Source organism: Actinophytocola algeriensis, from assembly GCF_014203735.1.
Classification (GTDB): Bacteria; Actinomycetota; Actinomycetes; order Mycobacteriales; family Pseudonocardiaceae; genus Actinophytocola; species Actinophytocola algeriensis.
Genome location: NZ_JACHJQ010000001.1, coordinates 43,002 through 63,630, shown reverse-complemented (window position 1 = coordinate 63,630; position 20,629 = coordinate 43,002). Strand labels below are relative to the sequence as shown.

The window sequence follows — 20,629 nt, the reverse complement described above, 5'->3', positions numbered from 1 at the left end:
CGCACACCAGCCCCCGGTGGCTCCCCGCGTGAAAGAGTAGGTCAACTCGGCCCCGACGTGCGGGAGAATCCGCCGATCAGACCCCGATCAGACTCCCATCGGGTGCCAGACGGTCTTCGACTCGACGAACGCGCGCAGCCGGGACATGTCCGGTTGCGCGGTCCAGTCCGGCTCGGTGGCCCTGGCCCGCAGCACCCGCTTGACGGTGTCGGCCGCCGCGCCCTCCAGTTCGGCCCGCATCGACTCGGGCGCACCGGCCAGGTCGAGTGCGTTGACGTCGGCGTGCGAGGCGAGCCACGGCGCCAGTTCCGCGGTCCGGCCGGTGACGATGTTGACCACCCCGCCCGGCACGTCGGACGTCGCGAGCACCTCGGACAGCGTGATCGCGGGCAGCGGCCGGTCCTGCGAGGTGATCACGACGGCGGTGTTGCCGGTGGCGATCACCGGCGCGACCACGCTCACGAGCCCCAGCAACGACGAGGCCTGCGGCGCGAGCACGCCGACGACACCGGTCGGCTCCGGCACCGAGAACGAGAAGTACGGCCCGGCGACCGGGTTCGACGCACCGAGGACGGTCGCGATCTTGTCGGTCCAGCCCGCGTACCAGACCCACCTGTCGATCGCCGCGTCCACAGTGGACTGTGCCTTCTTGGTGGCGATCCCTTCGCTGGCGGCGGTTTCGGCGATGAACTGCTCACGCCTGCCCTCCAGCAGCTCCGCCACCCGGTACAGCACCTGGCCGCGGTTGTACGCCGTGGCGCCGGACCAGCCGCCGAACGCCTTGCGCGCGGCGACGACCGCTTCGCGGACGTCCTTGCGAGAGCCCTGCGCCGCGTTGGCGAGGAACCCGCCTTTGCTGTCGCGCACCACGTAGGAGCGGCCGGACTCGGAACGCGGGAACGCGCCGCCGATGTAGAGCTTGTACGTCTTCGCGACGGACAGACGGTCAGACATCGAGATATGCCTCCAGCCCCGTGCGGCCGCCCTCGCGGCCGAACCCGGACTCCTGGTAGCCGCCGAACGGCGCGGTCGGGTCGAAGCGGTTGAACGTGTTGGCCCACACCACACCGGCGCGGAGCTTGTTCGCCGCCCAGAGGATGCGCGAGCCCTTCTCCGTCCAGATGCCCGCGGACAGGCCGTAGGGCGTGTTGTTGGCCTTGGCGATGGCCTCGTCCGGGGTGCGGAACGTCAGCACCGACAGCACGGGCCCGAAGATCTCCTCGCGGGCGATCCGCATGGCCTGGCTGACACCGGAGAACACGGTCGGCGCGAAGAAGAAACCCTTGTCCGGCAACGGACACGGGCTCACCCACTTCTCCGCGCCCTCGCTCTCCCCGGACTCGACGAGCTCGGTGATCTTCGTGAGCTGCTCGCGCGAGTTGATCGCGCCAACGTCGGTGTTCTTGTCGAGCGGGTCACCGATCCGCAGCGTGGAGACGCGGGCGTGCAGCTTCTCGATCAGCTCGTCGGCGACGGACTCCTGCACCAGCAGCCGCGAGCCCGCGCAGCACACGTGGCCCTGGTTGAAGAAGATGCCGTTGACGATGCCCTCGACGGCCTGGTCGAGCGGCGCGTCGTCGAACACCACGTTGGCGGCCTTGCCACCCAGCTCGAGGGTGACCTTCTTGCCCTTGCCCGCGAGCGAGCGCTGGATGAGCTTGCCGACGTCGGTGGAGCCGGTGAACGCGACCTTGTCGACACCGGCGTGGCTGACCAGCTCGGCACCCACGTCCCCGGCGCCGGGCAGGATGTTGACCACGCCCGGCGGCAGTTCGGCCTGCTGGATGATCTCGGCGAGCACCAGCGCCGTCAGCGGCGTCGTCTCGGCGGGCTTCAGCACCACGGTGTTCCCGCAGGCCAGCGCGGGCGCGATCTTCCACGCGGCCATCAGCAGCGGGAAGTTCCACGGGATGACCTGGCCCGCGACACCCAGCGGCCTCGGGTCCGGCCCGAGGCCCGCGTAGCCGAGCTTGTCGGCCCAGCCCGCGTGGTAGAAGAAGTGCGCGGACGCGGTCGGCACGTCGACGTCCCGCGACTCCTTGATCGGCTTGCCGTTGTCGAGGCTCTCCAGGACGGCGAGCTCGCGCGCGCGCTCGGCGATCATGCGGGCGATCCGGTAGATGTACTTGGCGCGCTCGGCGCCCGGCATCTTCCCCCACACCCGGTCGTAGGCGCGGCGCGCGGCCTTGACCGCGCGGTCGACGTCGTTCTTGTCGGCCGTGCTGACCTCGGCCAGCACCTCCTCGGTGGCGGGGTTGACCGTCTTCAGCGGCTCACCGGCGCCCTCGACGAACTCGCCGTCGAGGAACATCCGGTAGCTGGGCTTGAGGTTCGCGATGTCCCGGTTCTCGGGAGCGGGCGCGTATTCCCACATGTCAGTCCACCGTCACGTAGTCAGGGCCGCTGTAGTGGCCTTCGAGCTGGGCACGCCGCTGCATCAGCAGGTCGTTGAGCAGGCTGGACGCACCGAAGCGAAAGAGTTTCGAGGTGAGCCAGTCCGGCCCGGCGACCTCGTTGACGGCGACCAGGTACCGGATCGCGTCCTTGGTGTTGCGGATCCCGCCCGCCGGTTTCACGCCCCGGTGCTCGCCGGTCTGCGTGTGCCAGTCGCGGACGGCCTGCAGCATCACGTGCGTGACGGGCAGCGTCGCCGCGGGGCTGACCTTGCCGGTGGAGGTCTTGATGAAGTCCCCGCCAGCCAGCAACGCGAGCCACGACGCGCGGCGCACGTTGTCGTAGGTGACCAGCTCACCGGTCTCGAGGATGACCTTGAGGTGCGCTTGTCCGCACGCCTCCCGGACCGCCACGATCTCGTCGAAGACCCGCCCGTACTGCCCGGAGAGGAACGCACCCCGGTCGATCACCATGTCGACCTCGGTGGCGCCGCTCTCGACCGCGAACCGGGTGTCGGCGAGCTTGATCTCCCTGGTCGAGCGCCCCGACGGGAACGCGGTCGCCACACTCGCGATGTCGATGCCGCTGCCCGCGGTCGCCGCCGCCGCGGTCGCCACCATGTCGGGGTAGACGCACACCGCCGCCACCCTGGGGACGTCCGGCCGCTCCGGGTCGGGCCGCCGCGCCTTCGCGCACAGCGAGCGGACCTTGCCGACGGTGTCGGCCCCTTCGAGGGTGGTCAGGTCGACCAGGCCGATCGCGGTGTCGATGGCCTGCAGTTTCGAGGCCTTCTTGATGCTGCGGGTGGCCAGGCCCGCCGCCCGCTGCTCGACGCCGACCTGGTCCACGCCCGGTAGCCCGTGGAGGAACCGCCGCAGGGACATCTCGTCCCGGGTCGCGTCGGCGAGTGCGGGCGGTAACCCGGTGCTCGCCGTTGAGGGTGCTGCCATGTGCCCGAGTCTAGGCGGCACCCCCGACCTGGACCGTCGGGTCGGGCCCTCGGCCGGTGTGCCCTCCGGGGGCTCCTCGCCGGAGGGGCGGGCTGCCTTCCCGGGGCTCCTTGCTGGACGGGCGTGCTCCTCGCCGGAGGGGCGGGCTGCCCTCCGGGGGGCTCCTCGCCGGAGGGGCAGGTCTCTGGGATGGCTTTGGGGTTTTGTTGTTTGGCTGCGGTTGGGTGCGGGTCTGCCTGCCATCCCGTCGACCTCCCTACGGGCTATCACACCGGCTCAAGGGGGCGTTCCCAGCTTTGCCGCCGGTTCCGTTGGTGGTGCCCCCTTGAGCCGGTGTGATCGGGCTTCGCCAGGTCGACGGGATGGCAGGGAGCCCCTTGTGGCGGGCTTTCGCCCGTGCTCGGTTGGCTTTCGTGCCGTGAAGGCGCTTTCGGGGCTGTGCCGATGGCATGAAGGGGCCCTTCGTCACACCGGGCGTGATGAAGGGGTCCTTCATCACGGTGAGCGCAACGAAGGGGTGGCGGATTCACGTGGTCGTTGCAACGTGGTCTGGTTAGGACAGTAGCAGGGTGAGTTTTTCTTGTGGGGTAAGCCAGTTCAGTGTTTTGCGGGGTCGGCTGTTCAGTTCGGCGGCGACTTCGGTGAGGTGTTCGAGGCTGTGCTGGGAGAGGTTGGTGCCTTTGGGGAAGTACTGGCGGAGCAGGCCGTTGGTGTTCTCGTTGCTGCCGCGTTGCCAGGGTGAGTGGGGGTCGCAGAAGTAGATGGCCATGTCGGTGGCGAGGGTGATGTCGGTGTGGCGGGCCATCTCGTTGCCGCGGTCCCAGGTCATCGACCGGCGTAGCTCGGCCGGGAGGGTGTGGATTGTGTCGATCATCGCGTCGCGGACCTGGGTGGCGTCGTATCCGTTCGGGAGGTGGAGCAGCATCACGTAGCGGGTTGAGCGTTCGACCAGGGTGCCGATCGCGGACTTGTTCCCGGCGCCGAGGATCAGGTCACCTTCCCAATGCCCCGGACCGCCCGGTCCGCGGCTTCGGCGGGACGTTCGCTGATCTCGACAATATTCGGGATCCTCGACCGCCGCGCCGCTGCCCGCCGGTGGGGTTTACGCAGTGCCCGCCCGGTCCGCAGGCAGCGGGTCAGGTCGCGGCGCAGCGCTCCCCGGCTCTGCACATACAACGACTGGTAGATCGTTTCGTGGGACACCCGCATCTCCGGCCGGTCGGGGAACTCCACCGCCAGCCTGGCCGAGATCTCCGCCGGAGACCACTTCCACCGCAACCGCGCCTGCACATGATCCCGCAACTCGCGGTTACCGGTCTCGGCCAGCTTCGCGGTCTTGGGTCGCTTCGCCCGCTCCCGCGCCGCCACCTCCGCCCGGTACGCCCGATACCCATCCCGGCCACCGTTGTTCGTGACCTCCCGGCTCACCGTCGACGGTTCACGGCCCAACCCCCGGGCGATCTCCCGATACGGCCGGTCCGCGGACAAACCACGGGAGATCTCCTCCCGCTCAGCCAACGATAGATAACGCCCGCTCAACGGGCGTGGCGCGTTCCCGATCACCCCACCAGCCTCACGGAACCACCGCCGCCCCGTCTCATGCGACACACCAGCCAGCCCACTCGCAGGCCACACCCGGTGACCCGCCGCCACCAATCCCCAAAACCGCACCCGCACCGACCGCCCCAACGGCAACCCACCCGACATCACAAACTCCCAGCTCACAGAGGGTGTTGCGACGACCGAGTGATTCCGCCGGTCCTTCATCGCACCGAGCGGAACGAAGGACCCCTTCGTGGCATCGCAGCTGTCTCTACAGCGGCTTTCAGGGCTTCAGCCGTCCGCCGCGCTACTCCTCGAGCTGGCGCCTGTCGTTCTTCGACGGCTTCTTGCGCTTGACCTCGACGGCGCCCCAGAAGGCCAGGCCGTTGACCTTCACCAGCGGCGCACCGGGGCGCGGCTGGCCGGACTCGGAGATGGTGCTCTCGAACGCGCCCATGAAACCGACGCCGTTGACCTGCACCACGACGTCCTCTGGCACGAAGATCTCGATGCCGCCCATGAAGGCGTACGCCTGGATGGTGGTCTCGGCGTCCTCGAAGCGCGCGTCGGTCAGGTCGATCTCCACGCCGCCCATGAGCGCGAACGACGTGAACGTGGGCGGTACCGTCCACACGCCCTTGCGCACCGAGCCGGACATGACCGCGACCGCCGCGCTCGACGTGCCGCGACCGCCGATCCGGTTCGACACCGCGGGCAGGGGTGCGGCGGCGGGCAGCGGCAGCCTCGGCGTCTGGCCGCCCACCGGCAGGTCCCGCACCAGCGGCTCCAGGTCGCGGAAGATCTTCGCCGCGTAGACCTTGTCCAGACGCTCCTCGAGCTCGTTGACCGTCAGCCTGCCTTCGGCCATGGCGTCGTGCAGAACCTGCGCCACCCGCTCGCGGTCATCGTTGGACACCCGCATCTCCCGCGGGTCTGGCACGGCTGGCGGTTCACTCACGCGGGTGAGGTTATCGTGCGCACATGCCCGATGGTGCCCGGCGCGGTCTTTTCCACGCCGACGAGATCTCGCCCACTGATCTGGCAAAGCAGATCGCCACGCTGGACCAGCAGAACCGGCTGCCCGGTATTCCCCGACTGCGGGCGTGGACCATCGCGGTGCTCGGCCTGAAACCCGGCGACCGGGTGCTCGACATCGGGTCCGGCACCGGTGAGCTGGCGCGGCTCCTCGCGGAGACCGTCGGCGCGGGCGGCGAGGTCGTCGGCGTCGACCCGAACCCCGGCATGCGCGCGGAGGCGGCGCGGCGCGCGCCCCGCGCACGGTTCGTCGACGGCAACGCCTACGGGCTGCCGTTCCCCGACGCGTCGCTCGACGCGGTCACCTGCGAGCGCGTGTTCCAGCACCTCGACCACCCGGAGAAGGTGACCGCGGAGATCGCCCGCGTACTGCGGCCCGGTGGACGCGTGGTCGTGACCGACACCGACTGGGCGACAGCGATCATCCATCCCGGTGAACCGGAGATCGTGCGCGTGATGACGGAGTCGATGCGCGGCGGTGTGGTGAACCCCCAGGCCGCGCGGCGGCTGCCTGGACAGCTCAGCGGGGCCGGCCTCACCGTCGACGACATCGGCTCGCAGGCACTCGTCCAGTCACCCGAGGCGGCGACCGGGCCGCTGGTGCGGATGCTCGGCAGGATGGCGGTCGACCGCGGCGTGATCGGCGCCGAGGACTGCGAGCGGTTCCTCATCGACCTGGCCGCGGGCGCGGAGAACGGCGACTTCCACATGTCGGTGACCATGTTCGCCGTGCTGGCGCACCGATGAACGCGGTGATCCTCACCGGGGCGAACCCCGGGGCACGGCTCACCGACGGCGACGTGGTGACGGCGTTCGCGTCGGTGTGGACCGTGGACTGGTCGGTCCGCGGCGCGGGCACCGCCCTCGTGCTGTGGCACGGCGACCGGGTCCGTGCCGTGGGCAGCGACCCGGCGCTGGCGGAGTGGCTCGCGCAGTACTTCGTGCGGCACTTCCCCGAAGTGGACGGGCTGCCGTGGCCGGCACCGGAGGTCGACGCGGCGCCGGTGACCGTCGAGCTGGACCTGACGACCGGACTGACCGCGCGTGGCGGCGGTGTCGAGGTTTCCATGTCAGATGTGCTGGGACGCCGCACGTTCGCCACCGACAGCTTCTCCCTCGACGGCGTCCCGCACTCGCTGCAGCTGCTGCTGGCGCCGGTCGCGGAAGCGGCCATCACGGTCGACGGGCACCGGGTGCCCGGCACGGTCACCGTCGGCGGCACCGAGCACCGGCCGTCGTCGTCCGCGTTTCTCGCCACCGCCGAGGTGTGGTCGGTCTGAACGGCTAACGTGTCGCGACATGGATGTGCTCACCGTCGATCACCCGCTCGCCAAGGCGCGGTTGACCGTCATGCGGGACGCCCGCACCGACAACGCCGTGTTCCGCGCGGCGCTGCACGAGCTGACCGTCATGCTCATCTACGAGGCGACGCGGGAGGCGCCGGTGCGCACCGAGCGCATCCACACCCCGGTCGCCCGCACCGAGGGCTACTGGCTCGCGAACCCGCCGCTCCTGGTGCCGGTGCTGCGGGCGGGCCTCGGCATGGCCGACCAGGCGCACAAGCTGATCCCCGAGGCACAGATGGGTTTCGTCGGCCTGGCGCGCAACGAGGAGACGCTCGAACCAACCCCGTACATGGAGTCGCTGCCCGCGGACCTCGCCGGGCGGCCGGTGTTCGTGCTCGACCCGATGCTCGCGACCGGCGGCTCGATGGAGTACACGATCCGGCTGCTGACCGACCGCGGCGCCACCGACGTGACGGCCGTGTGCGCGCTGGCGGCACCCGAGGGCATCAAGCACCTCTCGGAGGCGAAACTGCCGGTCCGGCTGGTCACGGCGAGCATCGACGAGCGGCTGAACGACTCCGGCTACATCGTGCCGGGACTCGGTGACGCCGGAGACCGGCAGTACGGCACGGTCTAGCGGTACCGCACGGTCTAGCGGACGGCGGCGGGTCCTCGGCCAACGCGTCGCGGAGTGACGTGACGACCGCCTCCACACAGGCCGCGAAGTCGTCCCGCCCGCCGGCGGCCGTGTTCGGCCCGGACCTCGCGACCGCCGCGGGCGGCGGTTTCGTCGACTGAGACCGCAACGCGACACCTGGAGCGGTTGGTATCACGGTGGTACCGTCGGCAGCATGGCGATGACTCTGAGGCTGTCGGACGAGGAGAACGCCCACCTCGCCCAGCTGGCCGAAGCCGAGGGCAGGTCGAAGCAGGAGATCCTGCGGCTGGCGCTGGCCGACCGCTGGTCACGGCTGCAGAAGGAACAGCAGCTGGGCGAGGTTCTTGGCCGGGTCCTACCGCGCTACAAAGGGCTGCTGGACCGGATCGGAACGGCCTAAAACTGTCGGTGGTGTCTGAGATGATCCCTGCGTGATCATGTACTTGGACGCCAGTGACCTGCTCGTGCTGGCCGCTGCCGTGACCGGTGGTGATCTTGTCGTGCGCGACCTCGGCCTGCTCGACGCTGCCGCGCACCGGCCCCGCGCGACCGTGCTCGGGGTGCAGGCGTACGAGTCGTTGTGGCTGAAGGCGGCCGCGCTGCTCGACTCGATCGTGTGCACGCGACCCCTCGTCGAGGGCAACTGGCGGCTCGGCTGGGTCGCGGCCGTGACCATCTGCGACATGAACGGCTGGTGGATCGACGCCGACGAGGACGAGGCCCTCGACCTGGTCCGCGAGGTCGGCCGGGGGAACGTCGGCGTACCGGAGATGGCGGCGCGGCTCGAGGAGTGGGCGCATCCGAAGGAGAGCGACTTATGAGCTTGACCTGGAGTGCACTCCAGCTCTTACGGTCGAAGCCGTGACTTATGCGATCGCCGAGGCAGCCCACCGCAGTGGGTTGTCGATCGACACACTCCGTTACTACGAGCGCATCCAGCTGATCGAGCCGCCGGCCCGCGACTCCGGCGGCCGCCGCGCCTACAACGACGACGACCTGGTGTGGCTCGAGTTCCTGACCAAACTGCGCACGACCGGCATGCCGATCCGCATGATGCGGGAGTACGCGAAGCTGCGCCACCAGGGCGTGGCCAGCGCCGGGCGGCGCAAGCAGATCCTGGTGGAACAGCGGACCGAGGTGCTGAGCCGGATCGCCGAGCTGAACTCGTGCCTCGAGGTGCTGAACTACAAGATCGCCAACTACGAGAACTGCGAGCGGGCGGTGGTGACCGAGCCGCAGGCCGCGTCTGCTTAGTCCGGCACCGCGATGCCGATCTCCCGCAGGCGGTCCGCGGCGGGGCTGTGCGGGTCGAGCGGCTTGGCGGCCGTCATGACGACCCGTGCGCGCTCAGGGGTCACGACCGTCAGCTCGACGGAGTTCCAGGGCCTTCTTCCGGCCCGCTGGTGCAGCCGGGCGCGATCGCCTCGCAGCGCGCGGCGATCTCGGCGAGCTGGTCGAGGACGCAGGCGAAGCTGATGCTCGCTGTGCTGTCGGCCGGCTCGCCCGGCACGAACAGCACGTCCTGGAAGGCCCAGCGCCGGACGTGGGTCAGCTGACCTGGAATGGAGAACAGGTCGATGAAGCCGAGGCCGCGGAGCCAGAAGTCCCGAGAGGCCGCCAGATCGGTGGTCGGCAGGGTGACGAACATCGGCATGCCGTAGATGCCGCGGTAGACCTCCGGGGCGACGGCGTCGAGAGCGGGCATGGGCACGGGGCTGACGTACTCGGTCATGCCGTCGAGCGTCGAGTCTCCAGTTACGTCAGAGTCAAGCCCGCCGCGACGGTGGCGCCGAGTTCCCAGCAGGCCTGGAGGTCGGCCTTGCCTGGCTCGCCGGTGACGCTCACGACCGGCGCCACCTTCTCCCAGCCGAGGCCGGTGGTGACCGACTCGATGCCGCGGACCGCGCCGGTGGTGTCGTTGTTGCCGTGCACGTAGAGGCCGAAGGGGCGGCCGCGGGTGGCGTCGAGGATCGGGTAGTAGGCGAGGTCGAAGAACACCTTGAGCGCGCCAGACATCATGCCGAGGTTGGCGGGCGTGCCGAGGAGGTAGCCGTCGGCCTCGAGCGCGTCGGACACGGTGGCCGCGAGCGCAGGCCGCCGCACGACCTCGACGCCTTCGATCTCGCCGGTGGTCGCCCCGGCCACCACGGCCTCGAACATCGCCTGCATGGACGGCGACGGCGTGTGGTGCACGATCAACAACCTGGCCACGCGACGACCTTCCTGAGTCAGTCCTTCAGCAGTGCCGTCACCTCGTCGCGCAAGGTGACCAGGCGGGTCGCGGCCTGCGAGCGGGCGTCGGCCAGGGTGCCCGTCACCGGGGTCACGACCTCCAGGTACGCCTTCACCTTCGGCTCGGTGCCCGACGGGCGGACCACCACCCGCAGGCCCTCGCCGCGTAGGCGGACGATGTCCGCGGCCGGGCCGTCCTCGCTCACCGGCACGCCGCACAACTGCTCCGGCGGCGCCGACCGCAGGCCCGCCACCAAGGGGAGCATCGCCGTGACGTCCGCGAACCGCAGCGAGATCTGGTCGGTCAGGTGCACGCCGTGCGCGGTGTACAGGTCGTCGAGGACATCCAGCAGCGTCCGGCCGGACGCCTTCAGCGTGGCCGCCATGTCGCACGCCACCACCGCCGCCGAGATGCCGTCCTTGTCGCGCACGTGGTCCGGGTCCACCGACAGGCCCAGCGCCTCCTCGTACGCGAACACCAAACCCTCGCCCGCGCGCATCAGCCACTTGAACCCCGTCAGCGTCTCGACGTGGCGTGCGCCGTGGGCGGCCGCCACGTGCGACAGCATCGACGACGACACGATCGTCGACGCCACCAACGGGTCCGGTCGGTCCACTGTGGACAACACGTGCGAACCCAGCAGCACGCCGGTCTCGTCGCCGCGCAGCATGCGCCAGCCGTTCTCGTCGCGGACGCCCAGTGCGCACCGGTCGGCGTCCGGGTCCAGCGCGACGGCCAGATCGGCGTCCACTTCGGACGCGAAGCCCAGCAGGAGGTCAGCGGCGCCCGGTTCTTCCGGGTTCGGGAACGCGACCGTCGGGAAGTCCGGGTCCGGGGCGGCCTGCTGCTCGACGAGGCGAACGTCGGTGAAACCCGCTGCCCGCAAGGCTTCCAGCGCGGTCTCGCCACCGACGCCGTGCATCGGGGTGAGCACCACGCGGAGGTCGCGGGCGACGCCGCGGGGCAGGGTGGCGATCCTGGCGACGTACCCGGACACGTCGGCGAGAGGCGAGGCGCCGGGCGCCACCGGGACCGACACCGCTGGCGGCGCCTCCCGAATGCCGGTCTCGATCAGCGCGTCGTCCGGCGGGACGATCTGCGCGCCGTCATCGGTGTAGACCTTGTAGCCGTTGTCGGCGGGCGGGTTGTGCGACGCGGTGATCTGGATGCCCGCGACCGCACCGAGTGCGCGCACGTGGAACGCGGTCATGGGCGTCGGCAGCGGGCCGGGCATGGTGCGCACGACGAAGCCCGCCGCGACGAGGACCGACGCGGCCGCTTCCGCGAACTCGGCCGAGCCGTGGCGGGCGTCGCGGCCGACGATCACCGTGCCGCCGGTGTGGCCCTGGTACGTCAGCCACGCGGCGACGCCGTGGGTGGCGCGCAGGACGACCGCCTTGTTCATGCCGTTGGAGCCCGCGCGCACCGGGCCGCGCAGGCCCGCGGTGCCGAACGCGAGCGTCCCGTTCATGCGGTCGGCGAGCTCGTCGACGGCCGCCTGGTCGCCGCCCATGGCGCGGGCCGCGACCTGCTGCAGTTCGGTGCGGGTGGCCTGGTCGGGGTCGTCGGCGATCCAGCGGAACGCGCGGTCGCGCAGCGCCGACGGGAGACTCACGACCGCTCCACCAGCGACTTCAGCAGCGCGCCCATGCGGGTGGCCGACGCGCGGCCCGCTTCGAGGACCTCGTCGTGGTTGAGCGGCTCGCCCGTGACACCGGCGGCCAGGTTCGTCACCAGCGACAGGCCGAACACCTCGACTCCGGCGGCGCGGGCCGCGATGGCTTCGAGGACGGTCGACATGCCGACCAGGTCCGCGCCCATGGTGCGCAGCATGCGGATCTCGGCGGGGGTCTCGAAGTGCGGGCCGGGCAGTCCGGCGTACACGCCCTCGACGAGCGTCGGGTCGATCTCCTTCGCCAGTGCGCGCAGGCGCGGCGAGTACAGGTCGGTCAGGTCCACGAACTGGGCACCGACCAGCGGGGACGTGGCCGTCAGGTTCAGGTGGTCGCTGATCAGCACCGGCTGGCCGACGGCGACACCGTCACGCAGGCAGCCGGCCGCGTTGGTCAGCACGACCGTGCGGCACCCGGCCGCGGCGGCGGTCCGCACACCGTGGACGACGGGGCTGACGCCCCGGCCCTCGTACAGGTGGGTGCGGCCCAGCAGGATCAGCACGCGCTTGTCGCCGACGCGCAGCGAGCGGAGCGTGCCGCCGTGGCCGGCGACGGTCGGCGCGGCGAACCCGGGCAGGTCGCCGATGGGCACCTCGTGGTCGGGGTCGCCGAGCACGTCGGCGGCGGGTCGCCAGCCGGAGCCGAGTACGACCGCGACGTCATGGGTATCGACGCCGGTGGCCTTGGCAAGCGCCGCGGCAGCGGCCGAGGAGTGGTCCTGGATGTCGGTCACCCGGGGAGGATAGGCCACCGGTCAGCCGGTGACCTTGAAGCCGTTCGCGATGTCGGTGAACAGTTCGCTGCTGGGGCCTTCCCGGTCGATGAGCACGGTCATCGACACCACCCACAGGTCGCGGGCGAGGGGCAGCAGCCGGGCGAAGGTGCCCTGGTACACGTCCCGGGCGTTCGGGTCGCCGGGCGCGAGCTCCGCGGCGCTGGTGATCGTGCGGTAGAAGAGTTCCCTCGCGGGTTCCCGGGGTTCGACGCCCGGCGGGGTGATGCCGTTGGCCGGCTTCTCCTCGATCTCCTGGGTGACCACCTCGGGGCCGCGTTCGGTCCGGATGTCGACGTACTCCTCGATCTCGTGGTCGGGGTAGAAGTCGACGATCCGCTCGACGGTGAGCAGCTGGGTGCCGTCGGGTGAGACGTAGTAGAAGCGGGTGCTGTTGGGCAGGTCGTCGCCGGTGACCTCTTCGGTGAACTCGACCCAGTCGCGCGGCACGGGCACCTGGAAACCGCCGCCCTGGGCGGGGGTGGTGCTGGCGGCGTTGCCGCTCCTCGGCGCGAGGGCGCCCGCGTCGTCCTCGACGGAGGTCGTGGTCTGCGACGGGGTGGTCTGCCGGGCTGGCGGCATGATCGGCTCGCCGCCGACGTAACGGGAGAGCGCGAACCCGCCCGCCGCCGCGGCGCAGAAGAAGAGGACCGAGAAGAACGCGACGAGGGCGGTGGCGACGGAGCCGCGTTCGCGGCCGACCGGTGCGCGAACGGTGACGTCGAAGGGCAGCGGACCGGGCGCGGCGGCGAGCACTGGCGCGTCGTCGTCCTTGGGGGCCTGAGCAGGAGCCGCATCACCGGAATCGCTGTCGGATTCGCCGATTTCGCTCGCGCGCGCGTCACCCAACCCCCACCCGTTCCCGGGGGCGTCCCGCCTTGCCATCTTATCGGCTGGGGGTGACGAATCCTCGTTGTTACCGGCGGGTTGTGGATTACTCGCCGGTTGTGGATCGTCGGTGGCTTCCTTCAGGCGTGCCAGGTCCTCGTCGGTCAGCAGCGGGGTGCTCGGCGGCGGCAGCAGGGGGTGGAGGCGGTTGCGCAGTTCGCGCAGCGTGATCCGCTCCTCCGGTTCCTTCACCATCAGCGCGGCGATGATCTCGCCGAGCGCGCCCTCGGTCGACGGCCGCGGGATGTCGCCGTGCACGACCTGGTTCACCGTCTCGAGCACGGCGCCGTCCACGTCGTACGGCGGCCTGCCCTCGATCGTCGCGAACAGGGTCGCGCCAAGGCCCCACAGGTCGGCCGCCGGTGTCACCTCGCGGCCCGCGGCGACCTCCGGGGAGATGTACGCGGGTGAGCCGAGCATGATCCCGGTGCTGGTGAGCGTCTGCTCGGACACGTTGCGGGCGATGCCGAAGTCGGTCAGCTTCACCTGGCCGTCGACCCCGATGAGCACGTTCCCGGGCTTGACGTCACGATGCGTGATGCCCGCCTGGTGGGCGGCGGCCAGCCCGGCCGCCACCGCGTCGGTGATCGCGGCGGCCTTCTGCTCCGGCAGCGGGCCGAGCACGTTGATCAACGTCGCCAGGCTGTGCGCGAGCACGTACTCGGTCACGACGAACGGTTCGCCGTTCTCGCGGGCGACGTCGTGCAGCGTGATCACGTTCGGATGGGACAGCGCGGCGATGGCGCGCGCCTCACGCAGCGTACGTTCGCGCAGCTCAGCGGCCTGCGCCTCGGGCACACCGGGCGGGAGGAGGACCTCCTTCACCGACACGGTCCGGTGGAGGAACTCGTCGTAGGCCTCCCACACGGTGCCCATGGCGCCCTGGCCGAGCTGCCGGCGTAGCCGGTAGCGCCCGGCGACGACCCGCTCCCCAGTGCTGGACACGCACGACATTGTGCCGGTAAACACCGGATCGTCGGCGATCAGCCTCACACTCGCGTGCCCTGGCGCTCGCACCAGGCGTCCGTAGCATTGCGGGGTATGACCTCGGCGGACCAGTTGCGGCTGGCATCGGAGTTCGACGCGGCGACCAGGGACCAGTGGCGGGCCATGGTCGACAAGGTGCTGCGCAGGTCGGGCGCAGACGTCGACGCCCACGAGGGCCCCCTCGAGGACCTCCTCGCGAGCGCCACCTACGACGGTTTCGCCATCCAGCCCCTCTACACGGCGGACGACGCGGCCCCCGACGCCGGCTTCCCCGGCCTGCCGCCGTTCACCAGGGGTAGCGCGCCCGACGGCACGATCGCCACCGCGATGGCCCCCGGCTTCCCCGGCGACTCCCCGTCCACCAGGGGCAGCAGGCCCGACGGCGCGGCCGCCATCGGCTGGGACGTCCGCCAGCGCCACGCCGACCCGGACGTCGGCACCACCCGCCGCGCGGTGCTGGCCGACCTGGAGAACGGTGTCGCGTCACTGTGGCTCGTCGTCGGCGCGGCCGGGCTGCCCGTCGACGCGCTGCCGGACGTGCTCGCCGACGTCTACACCGACCTCGCCCCGGTCACCCTCGACGCGGGCGCCGACTTCGTGGCCGCCGCGGACGCGCTGCTCGCGGTGCACGACGACAAAGGTGTCCCGGCCGGCGCGGTGCTCGGCAACCTCGGCGCCGACCCGCTCGGCCACCGCGCCCGCACCGGGACCCCGGCCGACCTCGACGGCGCCGCGGGCCTGGCCAAGCGGATCGCCGAGCGGCACGTGAACCTGCGGTCCGTGGTCGTCGACGCCCTGCCGTACCACGAGGCGGGCTCGTCCGACGGGCAGGAACTGGGCTGTGCGCTGGCGACCGCCGTCGCCTACCTGCGTGCGCTGACCGGCGCCGGGCTGTCGGTCGAGCAGGCGGCGCGGCAGCTGGAGTTCCGGTTCGCCGCCACCGCCGACCAGTTCGGCACCATCGCGAAGCTGCGGGCCGCGCGCAGGCTCTGGGCGCGGGTCGCGGAGGTCTGCGGCGCGCCGCGCGCAGCCGTGCCGCAGCACGCCGTGACCTCCACCACGATGACGACCCGCCGCGACCCGTGGAACAACATGCTGCGCACCACCCTCGCCTGCTTCGCCGCAGGCGTCGGCGGTGCGGACGCGGTGACGGTGCAGCCGTTCGACGCGGCCATCGGCCTGCCGGACGCGTTCGCGCGCCGCATCGCCCGCAACACCCAGTCGATCCTGCTGGAAGAGTCGCGGGTCGCCGGAGTGATCGACCCGGCGGGTGGTTCCTGGTACGTGGAGCGGCACACCGACGAGCTGGCACACGCGGGCTGGGCCGTGTTCCAGGAGATCGAGAAGGCGGGCGGGATCGTCGCCGCGCTCGACTCCGGGCTCGTCGAGGAGAAGCTCGCAGCCACCCGCGCGGCCCGCACCGCGCGGCTCGACGCGGGCGAGGAGGCGATCACCGGCGTGACCGTCTTCCCCGACAAGGACGAGAAACCCCTGACGCGCCAACCGGAACCGGCGCCGCCGTCGGGCGGGTTGCCGAGGGTGCGGTACGCGGAACCGTTCGAGGCGGCGCTGGAGGCCCGGTCATGAGCATCCCCGACTTCTCCGAGATCGCACTCGGCGAGCCGGACGCCGGGTCCGCGGCCGACTGGCAGGCGGCCGTGCAGGACGCCACGGGCAAGGGCCCGGACGCGCTGATGTGGGAGACACCGGAAGGCATCGGCGTCAAGCCGCTGTACACCCGCGAGGACACGGCCGGGCTCGACTTCCTGGAGACCTACCCGGGCATCGTGCCGTACCTGCGCGGCCCGTACCCGACGATGTACGTCAATCAGCCGTGGACCATCCGCCAGTACGCGGGTTTCTCCACCGCCGAGGAGTCGAACGCCTTCTACCGCCGCAACATCGCCGCCGGTCAGAAAGGCCTTTCGGTCGCGTTCGACCTCGCGACGCACCGCGGCTACGACTCCGACCACCCGCGCGTCGCCGGTGACGTCGGCATGGCGGGCGTCGCGATCGACTCGATCTACGACATGCGCCAGCTGTTCGACGGCATCCCGCTCGACAAGATGTCGGTGTCGATGACCATGAACGGCGCCGTGCTGCCGATCCTCGCGCTCTACGTGGTGGCGGCCGAAGAACAGGGTGTGCCGCAGGACAAGCTCACGGGGACCATCCAGAACGACATCCTCAAGGAGTTCATGGTCCGCAACACCTACATCTACCCGCCGCAGCCGTCGATGCGGATCATCTCCGACATCTTCTCGCACACGTCCCGGCACATGCCGAAGTTCAACTCCATCTCGATCTCCGGCTACCACATGCAGGAAGCGGGTGCCACCGCCGATCTCGAGCTGGCGTACACGCTGGCCGACGGGGTCGAGTACATCCGCGCCGGGGTGGAGGCTGGGCTGTCCGTGGACGCGTTCGCGCCACGGCTGTCGTTCTTCTGGGCCATCGGCATGAACTTCTTCATGGAGGTCGCGAAGCTGCGTGCCGCGCGGCTGCTGTGGGCGAAGCTCGTGAAGCAGTTCGAGCCGGCCGGGCAGAAGCTGTCCGACAAGTCGCTGTCGTTACGGACGCACTGTCAGACGTCCGGCTGGTCGCTGACCGCGCAGGACGTCTACAACAACGTGATCCGCACGTGCGTCGAGGCGATGGCCGCCACGCAGGGGCACACGCAGTCGTTGCACACCAACGCACTCGACGAGGCGCTGGCCCTGCCGACCGACTTCTCCGCCCGCATCGCGCGGAACACGCAGTTGTTGCTGCAGAAGGAGTCCGGCACCACGCGCGTCATCGACCCGTGGGGCGGCAGCGCGTTCGTCGAGCGGCTCACCCACGACCTGGCGCGCAAGGCGTGGGGCCACATCCAGGAGGTCGAGTCGGCGGGCGGCATGGCGCGCGCGATCGACGCGGGCATCCCGAAGCTGCGCATCGAGGAGGCGGCCGCGCGAACTCAGGCACGCATCGATTCCGGCCGCCAGCCGGTGATCGGTGTGAACAAGTACCGGCTCGCGGACGCGGACGAGCGGATCGACGTGCTGAAGGTCGACAACGCGGGCGTGCGGGCGCAGCAGCTGGAGAAGCTGCGCCGGCTCCGCGCGGAACGCGACCAGTCCGCCGTGGACAGTGCGCTCGACGCGCTGTCGGCAGCCGCGAACGGCGAGGGCAACCTGCTCGCGCTGGCGATCGACGCGGCCCGCGCGAAGGCCACCGTCGGCGAGATCTCCGAGGCGCTCGGCAAGGTGTGGGGACGGCACTCGGCGCAGATCCGTACGATCTCCGGCGTCTACTCGGAGGAGGTCGGCGACGTGTCCAATGTGGAGGAAGCGCGCCGGGTCGTGGACGAGTTCGCCGAGGCGGAGGGCAGGCGCCCGCGCATCCTCGTCGCGAAGATGGGCCAGGACGGACACGACCGCGGCCAGAAGGTGATCGCGACCGCGTTCGCCGACCTCGGCTTCGACGTCGACGTGGGCCCGCTGTTCCAGACCCCGGCGGAGGTGGCGCGGCAGGCCGTCGAGGCGGATGTGCACATCGTCGGCGTCAACTCGCTGGCCGCCGGGCACCTCACGCTGGTGCCCGCGCTGCGCGCGGAACTGGCCACGCTCGGCCGCGACGACATCATGATCGTCGTCGGCGGCGTGATCCCGCCGCAGGACTACGACGAGCTGCACGACGCGGGCGCGGCCGCGATCTTCGGTCCCGGCACGGTGATCGCCGAGGCGGCCACCGACCTGCTGCGGAAGCTCATCAATGCCGCGGGACGTTGACGTAGCGGCGTACGCCGAGGGTGTGCTCGCGGGTGACCGCGGCACGCTGTCCAAGGCGATCACGCTGGTCGAGTCGCGGCGGCCGGACCACCGCACGCTGGCACAGCAGCTGCTGGTGGAGCTGCTGCCGCACGCCGGTGGCGCGCACCGGGTCGGCATCACCGGGGTGCCGGGGGCGGGCAAGTCGACGTTCATCGACGCGCTCGGCACCCAGCTCACCGGCGCCGGGCACCGGGTCGCGGTGCTGGCCGTCGACCCGTCGTCGTCGCGCACCGGCGGCTCGATCCTGGGTGACAAGACCAGGATGGCGCGGCTGTCGGTGGACCCGTCGGCGTTCATCCGCCCGTCGCCGACGTCCGGCACGCTCGGCGGCGTCACCCGCGCGACCCGCGAGACGATCGTGCTGATGGAGGCCGCGGGCTACGACGTGGTGCTGGTCGAGACCGTCGGCGTCGGCCAGTCCGAGATCTCGGTCGCCAACATGGTCGACTGCTTCATGCTGCTCACGCTGGCCCGCACCGGCGACCAGCTGCAGGGCATCAAGAAGGGCGTGCTCGAGCTGGCGGACGTGATCGCGGTGAACAAGGCCGACGGCGACCACGAGCTCCCCGCGCGCAAGGCGGCCCGCGAGCTGTCGGGGGCGCTGCGGTTGCTGCAGGCGTCGTCGGACGGGTGGACCCCGCCGGTGCTGACGTGCAGCGGCATGACCGGCGCCGGGCTGGACACCCTGTGGGAACAGGTGAAACGGCACCACGACACGCTGACCGAGTCGGGTGCGCTGGCGGAGAAGCGGCGGCGGCAGCAGGTCGACTGGACGTGGACGATGGTGCGGGACACGCTGCTGACCAGGCTGTCCGAGCACCCCGGGGTCCGCGCGCTCGCGCCGTCGCTGGAACAGCAGGTCGCGGACGGCACGCTCACGCCGACCCTGGCCGCGGAACGCCTACTGAAGGAGTTCGCGAACTGACCTCGATCGAGACGATGCTGTCCGCGCTGCGTGGCAAGGCCGACGTCCGGCCGTACTACGCGGAGCTGGACCGCTGGTCGTCGGCGGACGAGGTGCCTCGGCTGGAGGAGCTGGCGCACGCGCTGCTCGCGGATCCAGGTCACCTGACCTACGACAGCGTCTTCGACCACGTGGAGCGGCTGCTTGCGCTGACCCCGTCCGCATCGCGGGCGGCGGCCGTGGTCCGGCTCGCGGCCCGGTTGCCCGCGCGGCGGGTGCGGTCGACGGCGGCTCTGCTCGCGACCGGCCAGCCCGCGTCGGTGCTGCTGTCGCTGGACCTGCCGCGGGAGCTGGGGGCGTGCCTGGTGCACGAGCTGGTGCTGCGCGGGGTACCGGTGGGTCCGGAGTGGCGGACCCGGCTGGCCGGGCACCCGCTCGGCGAGCTGCCGCTGACGCCACTGCCCGGGGAAACACCGCCCGGCGAAACGGGTGCCACCACGCGGTCGGAGCTGATCACGGCGGCCGGCGCGGTGCCGTCCGCGACCCGTCTGACCAGCCCGGCGGACATCACCTCGGCCGTGACCACGTGGCTGACCGAGTCGAACGGACGGGCCGAGGCCGCGGTGTTCACGGTGGCCGCACCACTGGCTGCGACGGACGTCGGGATCCGGACGGTCGAGTCGCTGGGTCTCGACTGCCTCGCCGGCAACGGGCTCGCATTGCGGCGCGCGACGCTGCCGCAGGTCGTGACGACGCTGTTCACCGCGGCCGCCGACGGTGGCGCGTACGACCGGGGGCAGGGCGGCGCGTACGGCAGGCTGGCGGCGTGGCGGTCGGTGAAAGCGCTGGCAGGCGGGGCTGTGGCGGGGTGCGCGTGGTGGCTGTTCGACGCGGCGAACGACTGGTTCAAGCGGATCTCGTGGGACCTCGGTGTGCTGTGCCTGCGGCCCGGCGGGCGCGGGATCGCGGTGCTCGCCACCACCGACGCGGACTGACGATCTCGCATCAATACCCACACGGCCGCTGATCGACTGTTCACCTTCTCGATAGGCTTGTCTCATGCGCAGCGCGGTTCGACTACTCGTCGTGACACTCACGGGGCTCGTCGTCGCGCTGCTTCCGGTTCACGCGGTCGCGGAGTCGCACCCCTCCGACCGTGAGTACGGCCTCGTCGCCGGGCACCAGCCGGCGCCGCCGCCCACCGGGCCGTCCACCGCGCCGAGCGCGCCGACGGTCGAGCTCGACCCCGCTGAGACGGAGTCGGACCGGGCCGAGTCGCGGCGGAAGATCGTGATGGGCGTCGCCTCCGCACTGCTGATCGGCGTCGTGATCTGGGGCCGAAGCATCCGGCGTAAGAAGGCCAAGCCCAAGAAGTAGCCAACGGCCGCTGGCCGACAGTGATCGTTTAGCGAGGCTGAAGCGGTCCCACCGCTCGGCGCTCTGGTGGTACCGGCAACCGGTAGACCAGGAAACCTCGTGCGATCCACCACCACTG

General features: G+C 71.0%; 20 protein-coding genes and 1 pseudogene. 11 read left to right on the top strand and 10 right to left on the bottom strand.

Annotated elements, in window-relative coordinates; translation table 11 throughout:
- Window positions 1-87 precede the first annotated feature (87 nt).
- The 5 genes and pseudogenes from FHR82_RS00280 to FHR82_RS00260 all read right to left on the bottom strand — a co-directional run bounded on the left by FHR82_RS00280 (window position 88) and on the right by FHR82_RS00260 (window position 5,844).
- Window positions 88-954: an aldehyde dehydrogenase family protein gene (locus tag FHR82_RS00280; protein ID WP_184808180.1), complete on the bottom strand. Its 867-nt coding sequence runs from the start codon at window positions 952-954 to the stop codon at window positions 88-90.
- Window positions 947-2,374 carry an aldehyde dehydrogenase family protein gene (locus tag FHR82_RS00275; RefSeq protein ID WP_184808179.1) on the bottom strand — a complete coding sequence of 476 codons (1,428 nt, stop codon included), beginning with the start codon at window positions 2,372-2,374 and terminating at the stop codon, window positions 947-949. The genes FHR82_RS00280 and FHR82_RS00275 overlap by 8 nt, the downstream gene beginning before the upstream one ends.
- 1 nt (window position 2,375) lies before the next feature.
- Entirely contained in the window at window positions 2,376-3,344 is a 969-nt protein-coding gene (gene deoC, locus FHR82_RS00270) for a deoxyribose-phosphate aldolase (protein WP_184808178.1), read from the bottom strand.
- A gap of 553 nt (window positions 3,345-3,897) precedes the next feature.
- Window positions 3,898-5,051, bottom strand: a pseudogene (locus FHR82_RS00265) (IS30 family transposase).
- A gap of 142 nt (window positions 5,052-5,193) precedes the next feature.
- Window positions 5,194-5,844, bottom strand: coding sequence for a DUF1707 SHOCT-like domain-containing protein (locus tag FHR82_RS00260; RefSeq protein WP_184808177.1), 651 nt, complete (start codon window positions 5,842-5,844; stop codon window positions 5,194-5,196).
- Window positions 5,845-5,867: 23 nt separating this feature from the next.
- Here FHR82_RS00260 and FHR82_RS00255 point away from each other — a divergent pair, with 23 nt between their 5' ends.
- The 6 genes from FHR82_RS00255 (at window position 5,868) to FHR82_RS00230 (ending at window position 9,119) form a co-directional block, all read left to right on the top strand.
- Window positions 5,868-6,668 (top strand): methyltransferase domain-containing protein, encoded by an 801-nt coding sequence (locus tag FHR82_RS00255; RefSeq protein ID WP_184808176.1) that lies wholly within the window; start codon window positions 5,868-5,870, stop codon window positions 6,666-6,668.
- The gene (locus FHR82_RS00250; RefSeq protein WP_184808175.1) at window positions 6,665-7,201 is read left to right on the top strand and encodes a hypothetical protein; all 537 of its coding nucleotides are present in this window, start codon (window positions 6,665-6,667) and stop codon (window positions 7,199-7,201) included. The genes FHR82_RS00255 and FHR82_RS00250 overlap by 4 nt, the downstream gene beginning before the upstream one ends.
- Window positions 7,202-7,220: 19 nt before the next feature.
- Window positions 7,221-7,844 carry a uracil phosphoribosyltransferase gene (gene upp, locus FHR82_RS00245; protein WP_184808174.1) on the top strand — a complete coding sequence of 208 codons (624 nt, stop codon included), beginning with the start codon at window positions 7,221-7,223 and terminating at the stop codon, window positions 7,842-7,844.
- 214 nt (window positions 7,845-8,058) lie between these two features.
- A complete protein-coding gene (locus FHR82_RS00240; RefSeq protein ID WP_184808173.1) occupies window positions 8,059-8,265 on the top strand; it encodes a ribbon-helix-helix protein, CopG family in 207 nt (68 codons plus the stop codon).
- A gap of 37 nt (window positions 8,266-8,302) precedes the next feature.
- Window positions 8,303-8,686, top strand: coding sequence for a type II toxin-antitoxin system death-on-curing family toxin (locus FHR82_RS00235; RefSeq protein WP_221463316.1), 384 nt, complete (start codon window positions 8,303-8,305; stop codon window positions 8,684-8,686).
- A gap of 40 nt (window positions 8,687-8,726) precedes the next feature.
- Window positions 8,727-9,119 carry a MerR family transcriptional regulator gene (locus tag FHR82_RS00230; protein WP_184808171.1) on the top strand — a complete coding sequence of 131 codons (393 nt, stop codon included), beginning with the start codon at window positions 8,727-8,729 and terminating at the stop codon, window positions 9,117-9,119.
- 109 nt (window positions 9,120-9,228) lie between these two features.
- Here FHR82_RS00230 and FHR82_RS00225 read toward each other — a convergent pair whose 3' ends face one another.
- The 5 genes from FHR82_RS00225 to FHR82_RS00205 are packed head-to-tail and all read right to left on the bottom strand — an operon-like array spanning window position 9,229 to window position 14,385.
- Complete coding sequence (locus tag FHR82_RS00225) at window positions 9,229-9,597, bottom strand: VOC family protein (protein WP_225943988.1); 369 nt, start codon at window positions 9,595-9,597, stop codon at window positions 9,229-9,231.
- Between the two features lie 23 nt (window positions 9,598-9,620).
- Window positions 9,621-10,034 carry a flavodoxin family protein gene (locus FHR82_RS00220; protein WP_221463314.1) on the bottom strand — a complete coding sequence of 138 codons (414 nt, stop codon included), beginning with the start codon at window positions 10,032-10,034 and terminating at the stop codon, window positions 9,621-9,623.
- A gap of 59 nt (window positions 10,035-10,093) precedes the next feature.
- The gene (locus FHR82_RS00215; RefSeq protein ID WP_184808169.1) at window positions 10,094-11,713 is read right to left on the bottom strand and encodes a phospho-sugar mutase; all 1,620 of its coding nucleotides are present in this window, start codon (window positions 11,711-11,713) and stop codon (window positions 10,094-10,096) included.
- Window positions 11,710-12,504: a purine-nucleoside phosphorylase gene (locus FHR82_RS00210; protein WP_376706374.1), complete on the bottom strand. Its 795-nt coding sequence runs from the start codon at window positions 12,502-12,504 to the stop codon at window positions 11,710-11,712. The genes FHR82_RS00215 and FHR82_RS00210 overlap by 4 nt, the downstream gene beginning before the upstream one ends.
- A 21-nt stretch (window positions 12,505-12,525) precedes the next feature.
- Window positions 12,526-14,385, bottom strand: coding sequence for a serine/threonine-protein kinase (locus tag FHR82_RS00205; protein WP_184808168.1), 1,860 nt, complete (start codon window positions 14,383-14,385; stop codon window positions 12,526-12,528).
- A gap of 87 nt (window positions 14,386-14,472) precedes the next feature.
- Here FHR82_RS00205 and FHR82_RS00200 point away from each other — a divergent pair, with 87 nt between their 5' ends.
- The 5 genes from FHR82_RS00200 (at window position 14,473) to FHR82_RS00180 (ending at window position 20,511) form a co-directional block, all read left to right on the top strand.
- Window positions 14,473-16,005 (top strand): methylmalonyl-CoA mutase subunit beta, encoded by a 1,533-nt coding sequence (locus FHR82_RS00200; RefSeq protein ID WP_184808167.1) that lies wholly within the window; start codon window positions 14,473-14,475, stop codon window positions 16,003-16,005.
- On the top strand, window positions 16,002-18,188 hold the full coding sequence (gene scpA / locus FHR82_RS00195) for a methylmalonyl-CoA mutase (protein WP_184808166.1): 2,187 nt from the start codon (window positions 16,002-16,004) through the stop codon (window positions 18,186-18,188). The genes FHR82_RS00200 and scpA overlap by 4 nt, the downstream gene beginning before the upstream one ends.
- A complete protein-coding gene (gene meaB / locus FHR82_RS00190) occupies window positions 18,172-19,155 on the top strand; it encodes a methylmalonyl Co-A mutase-associated GTPase MeaB (protein WP_184808165.1) in 984 nt (327 codons plus the stop codon). Before scpA ends, meaB begins: the two co-directional genes overlap by 17 nt.
- A gap of 14 nt (window positions 19,156-19,169) precedes the next feature.
- Window positions 19,170-20,129 carry a DUF6183 family protein gene (locus FHR82_RS00185; protein WP_184808164.1) on the top strand — a complete coding sequence of 320 codons (960 nt, stop codon included), beginning with the start codon at window positions 19,170-19,172 and terminating at the stop codon, window positions 20,127-20,129.
- 64 nt (window positions 20,130-20,193) lie between these two features.
- Window positions 20,194-20,511: a hypothetical protein gene (locus FHR82_RS00180; protein WP_184808163.1), complete on the top strand. Its 318-nt coding sequence runs from the start codon at window positions 20,194-20,196 to the stop codon at window positions 20,509-20,511.
- Window positions 20,512-20,629: the final 118 nt, after the last annotated feature.